Origin of the sequence: Priestia sp. YIM B13489, from assembly GCF_042787645.1 — a bacterium.
GTDB classification, from domain to species: Bacteria; Bacillota; Bacilli; order Bacillales; family Bacillaceae_H; genus Priestia; species Priestia megaterium.
In genome coordinates, this window is record NZ_JBHZOQ010000037.1 from 1 (window position 1) to 1,465 (window position 1,465).

General features: G+C 49.3%; 1 rRNA gene. It reads left to right on the forward strand.

The annotated features are described in order from the left end of the window. Positions 1–63 precede the first annotated feature (63 nt). A 23S ribosomal RNA gene (locus ACFX4W_RS04540) occupies positions 64–1,465 on the forward strand; the annotation flags it as partial.

Here is a 1,465-nt window from a genome sequence, read left to right on the forward strand (position 1 = left end):
AAACTTTTCTTTAATCAAATCAATAAATAACACAACATTATGTTGTACCATTTATTCGCTAATGGTTAAGTTAGAAAGGGCGCACGGTGAATGCCTTGGCACTAGGAGCCGATGAAGGACGGGACTAACACCGATATGCTTCGGGGAGCTGTAAGTGAGCTTTGATCCGGAGATTTCCGAATGGGGAAACCCACTGTTCGTAATGGAACAGTATCTTTATCTGAATACATAGGATATTGAAGGCAGACCCGGGGAACTGAAACATCTAAGTACCCGGAGGAAGAGAAAGCAAATGCGATTTCCTGAGTAGCGGCGAGCGAAACGGAATTAGCCCAAACCAAGAGGCTTGCCTCTTGGGGTTGTAGGACACTCTATACGGAGTTACAAAGGAACGAAGTAAATGAAGCGACCTGGAAAGGTCCGTCGAAGAAGGTAACAACCCTGTAGTTGAAACTTCGTTCCCTCTTGAGTGGATCCTGAGTACGGCGGAACACGTGAAATTCCGTCGGAAGCTGGGAGGACCATCTCCCAAGGCTAAATACTACCTAGTGACCGATAGTGAACCAGTACCGTGAGGGAAAGGTGAAAAGCACCCCGGAAGGGGAGTGAAAGAGATCCTGAAACCGTGTGCCTACAAGTAGTCAGAGCCCGTTAACGGGTGATGGCGTGCCTTTTGTAGAATGAACCGGCGAGTTACGATCCCATGCAAGGTTAAGCTGATAAGGCGGAGCCGTAGCGAAAGCGAGTCTGAATAGGGCGTTTAGTATGTGGTTGTAGACCCGAAACCAGGTGATCTACCCATGTCCAGGGTGAAGTTCAGGTAACACTGAATGGAGGCCCGAACCCACGCACGTTGAAAAGTGCGGGGATGAGGTGTGGGTAGCGGAGAAATTCCAATCGAACCTGGAGATAGCTGGTTCTCTCCGAAATAGCTTTAGGGCTAGCCTCATGTTGTAAGAGTCTTGGAGGTAGAGCACTGATTGGACTAGGGGCCCCCAACGGGTTACCGAATTCAGTCAAACTCCGAATGCCAAAGACTTATCCATGGGAGTCAGACTGCGAGTGATAAGATCCGTAGTCAAAAGGGAAACAGCCCAGACCACCAGCTAAGGTCCCCAAGTATACGTTAAGTGGAAAAGGATGTGGAGTTGCTTAGACAACCAGGATGTTGGCTTAGAAGCAGCCACCATTTAAAGAGTGCGTAATAGCTCACTGGTCGAGTGACTCTGCGCCGAAAATGTACCGGGGCTAAACGTATCACCGAAGCTGTGGATTGACATCTTTGATGTCAGTGGTAGGAGAGCGTTCTAAGTGCAGCGAAGTCAGACCGTAAGGACTGGTGGAGCGCTTAGAAGTGAGAATGCCGGTATGAGTAGCGAAAGACAAGTGAGAATCTTGTCCACCGAATGCCTAAGGTTTCCTGAGGAAGGCTCGTCCGCTCAGGGTTAGTCGGGACCTAAGCCGA